Source organism: Kitasatospora sp. NPDC004289 (assembly GCF_053602875.1).
Genome location: NZ_JBSGEL010000142.1, coordinates 1 through 7,481, shown reverse-complemented (window position 1 = coordinate 7,481; position 7,481 = coordinate 1). Strand labels below are relative to the sequence as shown.

Below are 7,481 nucleotides of genomic sequence, written 5' to 3'. Positions count from 1 at the left end.
CCGGGAGCGGCTCGTCCCGGCCCGGGACACCGGCCTCCTCGCTGCGCAGGTCCTCCTGACTGGAGCGGCCGATGGCGAGGGAGTCGGCGCGGTAGCCATGGCGGCCGTGGTCGGCGGAGCCGCCGTGCTGACGGCACCGCGCACCGTCGCACCGGCCGGTACCACCTCGGCCCCGTCGTCCCACGCCCCGGCCCCCGCGCGCGACCCGTTCGCCCCCGTCCGGGTCCTGCTCGCCGAAGGCATCGGCGGGGGCGGCGGGGGTGCGCGGAGCTGGCAGGCCTGGGCCACGCTCTGGCCGCAGGCACCGAAGACGGACGCGCTCCGGCAGTACCGCGCGATCTGGGAGGACCAGGGCCGGCCCGTCCGCCCCGGAGCCGCCGAGCCGGACGCCGCGTTCGTCGAGGAGCACTGGCGCCCGGGCACGGACGTCCTGAACCTCTACCTGACGGTGGACGGCAGGCGGCAGGCCGAGGACATCCGCCTCTCCCTCCCCGCACCGGGCGGCCCGGCCGGACAAGGGGGACCGCCCACGGGCGAGTTGGGCAGCATCACCGACGGACCGGTCCTGCTGGCCCTGCTCCCGGTCGGCCCGGAGGTCGCCAAGGTGACGGCCGGCACCCCCGGGGCCACCGGCTGGGAGGTGCAGCCGCTCACCGTCGGGGACTCGCCGATCCGCTGGGTCGCGGCGGTCAAACTGCCCGGCAAACCACTCACCCTGCGCACCTGGGACACCGCCGGCACGCTGCTCGCCACCCACAACCGGGCCGCCTGAGCGCCCGGACCCTAGGGCAGCACCACGACCCCGAGCGGCAGCCGGCCCGCCGCCTGACGGTGCGTCGTCCCGGTGGCCAGGTCCACCACCGTGATGCCGTCCCAGCCGCCCGGGCGGGAGAAGCCGCCGGTGACGTAGGCGGTGCGGCCGTCCCGGGAGAGCGCGACCTCCTCGTGCGGGCCGTCGAGCGGGATCACCCGCTCGGCGCCGTCGGGGGCCCGGACGGTGAGCGAAGGCCCGTGGTCGCCGCTGCCGATCGGGCCGGTGCCGACCACCAGCAGGGTGCCGTCCGGGGCCAGGGCGGTGCCGTGCTGGTGGGTGTCGGCCGTCATCGGACGGACCGTCACCTGGCCGCTGCCCGGATCGAGCACCGCCAGCCGCTCCCCCTCGAAGGGCAGCAACAGCCGTCCGTCGACGGCGACTTCGGCGTAGTGCGGCTTCAGCCAGGAGCCCAGCCCGCCCTCGGTGCCGTACGGGGCGACCTCCATCCGGCGCGGCCGCAGGGTGCCGGCGTCCACCGCCGTGACGTCGAAGGAGTCGTGCCCGACGGCGTACACCTCGTGCCCGTCCCGGGCCACCACCACGTCGAACGGCCGCCGCCCGACCGGCACCACGTCGGTGACCTGCCGGGTCGCCGTGTCGATGACCTCCAACACCCCCGGCTTCCCCGGCACGTTGACCCCGACGTACACCCGTCGGCCGTCCGGCGAGACCGCGATGCCCATGCCGCCGCCGCGGTACTCGCCCGTGGTCACCGGCCCGCTCACGGTCCGGTACGGCACCGTGCCCGTCACCCGCCGGGAGACCGTGTCCACCACGGCCACCCCCTCGGCCGCCGCCACCCAGGCCCGCCCGTCCGGCCCCAGCGCCACGCCCCACGGCGCCGTCCCCGCCTTGGCCGACCCGACCGGCCCGGCCGACGGATCCACGAAGGTCACCGTGTCACCCCCGAAGTCGGCCACCAGCAGGGTCTCCCCGGCCCGCACGGCCGACGGCCCGGCCGTGGGAGAGCCGGACGACGGGGCCGCCGCCGAAGGGGAGGCACCCGAAGGGGCCGGTGTGGACGGAGCGGCCTGCCCGCACCCGGCCAGCACCACCGCCACCAGCCCGATCCCCGCCCAGCGCACCCTGCCGCCGCCACCCATGCCGTCCTCCGTCCGTCAGCCTCCCTGCCATCCTCCGGCGGCCGCCCCCTCCACCGGGTCCACCGATCGGCTGACCCGCCCGTCACCCCGTGAGCCGCTCCCGCACGTGCTCCGGGAGCAGCACCGCCTCTCGCCGCAGCACCGCGGCCAGCTCCGCCGTGAGCGGGTCGGGCGCGCTGCGGGCGTACACCGCGAGCCGCCGACGGACCGGCGGCACCGGGCGGAACAGCCGGCCGGGCAGTCCGGGCGGGAGGGCGTGGGCGGCGGCCAGGGTCGGGCCGATCCCGGCCGAGGCGAGGAGCGGACCGGCTGCGGTCTGCTCGGTGCGGACGGCCGCCACCGGGCGGAAGCCGGCGGCCGCGCAGGCCCGGTCCAGCAGCTCGGCCAGCCCGTTCCCGGCGGCGTAGTGCACCCAGCTCCGCTCCGCCAGTGCCGCCAGCTCCAGCTCGCCGCCGGGCACGGCTCCCGACGGGTCGTCAGCCGGGAGGACCAGGAGGAACTCCTCCTCCCCGAGCTCCCACAGCGGCCCGGCCCACCCCTGCGGCCGCGGCCCCAGCGCCAGGTCCGCCACGCCCCCGGCCACCGCCTCCGCCAACTCCTCGGCGTGCCGGTACTCGTGCAGCCGGACGGCCGCCCCGGGCCGCTCCCGGTGCCAGACCCGCAGCACTGCGGGCAGCACCCCCAGGCTGTACCCGTACAGCGTCGCCAACTCCACCTCACCCGCACCGGAGCTCGCGCACGCCCGGGCCGCCGCCACCGCGCGCCCCGCCTCGGCCAGCGCGGCCCGCGCGTGCGGCAGCACCGCCCGCCCCATCGGGGTGGCCCGCACCTGCCGGGGCAGCCGCTCCAGCAGCGGGCCGCCGAGCAGCCCCTCCATCACCCGCACCTGGTGCGACAGCGCGGGCTGGCTGACGTGCAGCAGCTCGGCGGCGCGGGTGAACGAGCCCTGCTCGACGATGGTGACCAGGTACTCCAACTGCCTTAGCGTCAGCATGACCTGAGCTTATGTCAGGCGGAAGGAACCGGTCTTGGACTCATGCCCACCCGCCGGACGATGATCGGTCACGAACCCGCCGCACCATCCGCCAGGAGGCCGCCGTGACCACCACCGACCGCAAGACCGCCCTCGTCGTCGGCGCCAACGGGGTGATCGGCCGCAACCTCACCGAGCACCTGCTCTCGCTCGGCGACTGGGACGTCATCGGCCTCTCCCGCCGCGGCGGCGAGGACGAGGACCGCCTGCGGCACATCAGCGTCGACCTGCTCGACGCCACCGACAGCAAGGAGAAGCTCGGCGGCCTGCACGAGGTCACCCACGTCTTCTACGCCGCCTACCAGGACCGCCCCGGCTGGGCCGAGCTGGTCGCCCCCAACCTGGCCATGCTCACCAACGTCCTCGACACCATCGTCCCGGCCGCCGCCGGTCTGCGGCACGTCAGCCTGATGCAGGGCTACAAGGTCTACGGCGCGCACCTCGGTCCGTTCCGCACCCCCGCCAAGGAGAGCGACCCGAACTTCATGCCGCCCGAGTTCATGCACGCCCAGCAGACCCTGCTGGAGCAGCGCCAGGCCGGGCAGCCCTGGAGCTGGACCGCGATCCGCCCCTCCGTGGTCACCGGCTTCGCCCTCGGCAACCCGATGAACCTCGCCATGGTGATCGCCGTCTACGCCGCGATCTCCAAGGAGCTCGGCCTCCCGCTCCGCTTCCCCGGCAAGCCCGGCGCCTACGACGCCCTGCTGGAGGTCACCGACGCCGGCCTGCTCGCCAAGGCCACCGTCTGGGCCGCCACCGAACCGGCCTGCGCCAACCAGGCGTTCAACGTCAACAACGGCGACCTGTTCCGCTGGAGCGGACTCTGGCCGGCCATCGCCCGCTTCTTCGAACTCGACGTCGCCCCCGGCGTTCCCCTGAAGCTGGCCGAGGTGATGGCCGACAAGGAGCCGCTCTGGGAGGCCATGGTGGAGAAGTACGGCCTCGCCCACTCCTACGCGGAGGTCTCCTCCTGGGCCTTCGGCGACTTCGTCCTCTCCTGGGACTACGACCTGTTCGCCGACGGTTCCAAGGCCCGTCGGCTCGGCTTCCACGAGTACGTGGACACCGAGGCGATGTTCTTGGAGATCTTCGCCGACTTCCGCCGCCGCCGCGTGATCCCCTGACGGCGGCTTCCGGAACCAGGTGTTCCGGTCCGGGCACAATCGGGAGATGCGCTTCGTACCGCTGCTGCCCGCCGACCGCCCGGACGCCCACCGCCCGCCCGGGCGGTGGCTCCTGGAGGCCGTGGTCGGCGGCTGCGTGCTGCTGGTCACCTTCGCCGCCCTGCACAGCGTCGGCCTCAGCGGGCTCTTCGACCGCAGCACCCTGGTCGCCCTCGGCGCCCTCGCCCTGCTGCTCTCCCTCGCCCGGCACCGCTACCCCGACGCCGCACTGCTCGGGCTGGCCGCCCTGGTCGGCATCCTCCCCAGTGCCGCCATGCTCACCGCGATCGTCGCCTACACCACCTCCCGCCGCGCCGCCCGCGCCCTGCGCCGCGACCTGCTGCTGGTCGCCGCCGCCCTGCTCCCCCTGCTCACCAGCGAGGTCCGGCTGGACTACTGGCAGGGCGGCCGCTGGCAGTACGCCATCGCCCAGGGCGGGGTGCTGGCCGTGGTCGCGGTGCTCATCCCCGGCCTGGTCGGCACCGCCGCCGGCCAGCAGGACCAACTGGTCGGCGCCCTGCGCGAACGCACCGCCGCCGCCGAGCGGGCCAAGCGCTCCGCCGAGAACGAGTCCCGGCTGCACGAACGCTCGCGGATCGCCGCCGAGATGCACGACCTGGTCGGCCACCGGCTCAGCCTGATCTCCCTGCACGCCGGCGGCCTGGAACTGGCCCTCGACCGACAGGCCCCCGAACTCCGCGACGAGGCCGAGCAGCTCCGCCGGGCCAGCCGGGACGCCATGGACGAGCTGCGCCAGGTGCTCGGCGTGCTCGGCCCGGTCGGCCGGGACACCGGCACCGACGCGCTCACCGACGCCACCGGCACCCGGGCCGACGTCCTCGCCCTGGTCGAGGAGTCCCGCGCGGCCGGGGTCCCGGTCGCCTTCCACTGGGAGGGCGAGGACCTCACCGAGGTCCGTCCCCAGGTCCGCCGGGCCGTCAACCGGGTGGTCCGCGAGTCGCTCACCAACATCCACCGCTACGCCCTCGGCTCCGCCGTCGAGGTGACGGTCGAACAGCTCCCCGGCAGCGTCGAGGTGGTGGTCCACAACGGCCGCCCGCCCGTCCCGCCCGCCGTCACCACCGGCCTCGGCAGCGGCCGCGGCCTGGACCAGCTGCGCGAACGGGTCGCCGTGCTCGACGGCCGCCTCACCGTCGGCCCCGTCCCGGACGGCTACGAGGTCCGCGCCGTGCTGCCCACCGAACCTCCCTCCACCGGCCGCCGGGCCGACAGCGCACCCACCGCCCCCGGCACCGACGTCCCCGTCCTGGCCGGCGGCCCCGCCGCCCGGCTCCGCCGCCAGCTGGCCAGCGCCGTCTCCGCCGCCCTCGGCCTGGCCGGGCTCGGCGTGATCCTGCTGCTCGGCCTCGGCCTGGTCCAGCAGACCCGCCCCTACGACGGCCCGCCGCCGACCAGCGCCGTCCACCCCGGCATGACGGAGGGCCAGGTGGTCTCGGTGGTCGGCCCGGACAGCCCCTCCGTCCGCTCCGCCGCCTCGGGGCGCGAGCCCGCCCGCCCCGAGGGCACCACCAGCTGCGTCTTCCCGTACACCAGTCGGCTGACGAGCAGCGACCGGCTCTACGTGACCCGTTACTGTTTCGAAGACGGCACTCTCACCGAAATCACCACATTCACGACACCGCTGGCGCCCTGACCCACCACCAGAGCCGGAGCCGCACATGACCGACCATCAGGTGACCGACCAGCCGGGCGAGCACACCGCCCCCATCCGGGTCCTGCTCGCCGACGACGAACCCGGCATCCGGGCCGGCCTGCGCCTGGTCCTCAGGCACGCCGAGGACATCGAGATCACGGCCGAGGCCTCCGACGGCGCCGAGGCCGTCGCCCACGCCACCCGCACCCCGGTGGACGTCGTCCTGCTCGACATCCGGATGCCCGTCCTCGACGGCCTGGCCGCGATCGACCAGTTGGTCCGGCTCGACCCCAAGCCCGCCGTCGTCATGCTCACCACCTTCGGCGAGGAGGAGAACGTCACCCGCGCCCTGCGCTCCGGCGCCACCGGCTTCCTCCTCAAGGACGACGGCCCGCAGGAGCTCATCAGCGCCGTCCGCGCCGCGGCCGCCGGTGACGCGGTGCTCTCCCCCGGCGTCACCGGCCTGGTGGTCCGCCGGATGCTCGACGGCGGCCCCGCCGAACCGGCCGACCCCACCACCGAGGCCGAACGGCGGATCGCCGCCCTCGACCCCACCGAGCGGGAGGTGCTCGCCCTGCTCGGCGACGGCATGCCCAACCTGGAGATCGCGCTGCGCCTCGGCATCGGCCCCGACCGGGTCCGCACCCTGGTCGACGGCGTCCTCGACCGCACCGGCTCGGACACCCGGGTCCAGGCCGCCCTACTCGCCGCCCAGGCCGGCCTGAGCTCCTGAGCCGTCCGCCCCCGGGCACCCAACCCTCAGCCGACGGCCGTTTCCTTCTCCTGCTCCCACCGCACGGCCGCCGGCTGCTCCTCGCCCGTCGCCCGCCACCCCGCGGCCGCGTGCAGCACCAGGTAGGCGATCATCAGCAGCCCGACCGCCACCAGCCCGTCCGCCCAGAAGTGATTGGCCGTCACCACGACCACGTACACCGTGGCCAATGGGTGCAGCACCGCCAGCCACCGCCAGGGCGAGCGTGCGATCACCACCACCGCCACCGCCACGATCACGCACCACGCCACGTGCACCGAGGGCATCGCGGACAGTTGGGCCTCCACCACTCCGCCGACCGCACCCCCGTAGACCGACTGCCCGTACTCGGCCGCGACGTCCACGAACCCGTTCCCCGGCAGCATCCGCGGCGGCGCCACCGGCAGGAACTGGATCAGCAGACAGGCCGCCGTGGTCAGCACCACCGTGTTCCGCACCCAGGCGTACCGCGCGCGGTGCCGCACGAACACCCAGACCAGCAGCGCGATCATCGCCCCGAAGTGCATCGTCGCGTAGTAGTAGTTGGACGCCGAGATCAGCCACGGATGCTCCCGCGCCGCCCGCTGCCAGGCCGCCTCGTCCGGCAGCCCCCAGTCCAGCTCGGTCCGGTGGATCCACTCCGCCCGGTCCAGGGCGTGCTCCGTGCTCAGCAACGACAGGTGCCCGACCAGCTGCCAGAGCGTGAACAGCGCCAGCAGCGTCCCCGCCTCCCGACAGGCCACCCCCAGCCCCGGCTTCCCCCACCATCGCTTGGCCGCGTACGCCGCACCGAACAGCGCGACGCCGGCAGTGCCGGAGGTCTGCCAGGTAAGGGTCAGGTTCTGCATTGGCGAAGGTTAACGCAGAAAAGCCCCCTGACGAATCGTCAGGGGGCTTCTCTTGAATGATTGTTCGGCGGCGTCCTACTCTCCCACAGGGTCCCCCCTGCAGTACCATCGGCGC

General features: G+C 74.8%; 7 protein-coding genes. 4 read left to right on the top strand and 3 right to left on the bottom strand.

Annotation, left to right across the window (positions count from 1 at the left end; all coding sequences use genetic code 11):
• Positions 1-772: hypothetical protein (locus tag ACWEPF_RS39230; protein WP_452176432.1), on the top strand; the 772-nt coding region annotated here is incomplete at its 5' end.
• An 11-nt stretch (positions 773-783) separates the two neighbouring features.
• Here ACWEPF_RS39230 and ACWEPF_RS39225 read toward each other — a convergent pair.
• Both ACWEPF_RS39225 and ACWEPF_RS39220 read right to left on the bottom strand, forming a co-directional pair.
• On the bottom strand, positions 784-1,917 hold the full coding sequence (locus ACWEPF_RS39225) for a hypothetical protein (protein WP_452176431.1): 1,134 nt from the start codon (positions 1,915-1,917) through the stop codon (positions 784-786).
• Positions 1,918-1,999: 82 nt separating this feature from the next.
• Positions 2,000-2,911 carry a LysR family transcriptional regulator gene (locus ACWEPF_RS39220; RefSeq protein ID WP_452176430.1) on the bottom strand — a complete coding sequence of 304 codons (912 nt, stop codon included), beginning with the start codon at positions 2,909-2,911 and terminating at the stop codon, positions 2,000-2,002.
• Positions 2,912-3,015: 104 nt separating this feature from the next.
• Here ACWEPF_RS39220 and ACWEPF_RS39215 point away from each other — a divergent pair, with 104 nt between their 5' ends.
• From ACWEPF_RS39215 to ACWEPF_RS39205, 3 genes are read left to right on the top strand one after another with little or no spacing between them, the layout of a single operon-like run.
• On the top strand, positions 3,016-4,074 hold the full coding sequence (locus ACWEPF_RS39215) for an SDR family oxidoreductase (protein WP_452176429.1): 1,059 nt from the start codon (positions 3,016-3,018) through the stop codon (positions 4,072-4,074).
• Between the two features lie 46 nt (positions 4,075-4,120).
• Positions 4,121-5,767, top strand: a complete 1,647-nt coding sequence (locus ACWEPF_RS39210) for a sensor histidine kinase (protein WP_452176428.1) — start codon at positions 4,121-4,123, stop codon at positions 5,765-5,767.
• A 25-nt stretch (positions 5,768-5,792) separates the two neighbouring features.
• On the top strand, positions 5,793-6,500 hold the full coding sequence (locus tag ACWEPF_RS39205; protein WP_452176427.1) for a response regulator transcription factor: 708 nt from the start codon (positions 5,793-5,795) through the stop codon (positions 6,498-6,500).
• A gap of 26 nt (positions 6,501-6,526) precedes the next feature.
• On the opposite strand, the gene ACWEPF_RS39200 is transcribed toward ACWEPF_RS39205, so the two are convergent.
• Positions 6,527-7,366 carry a phosphatase PAP2 family protein gene (locus ACWEPF_RS39200; protein ID WP_452176426.1) on the bottom strand — a complete coding sequence of 280 codons (840 nt, stop codon included), beginning with the start codon at positions 7,364-7,366 and terminating at the stop codon, positions 6,527-6,529.
• Positions 7,367-7,481 lie beyond the last annotated feature (115 nt).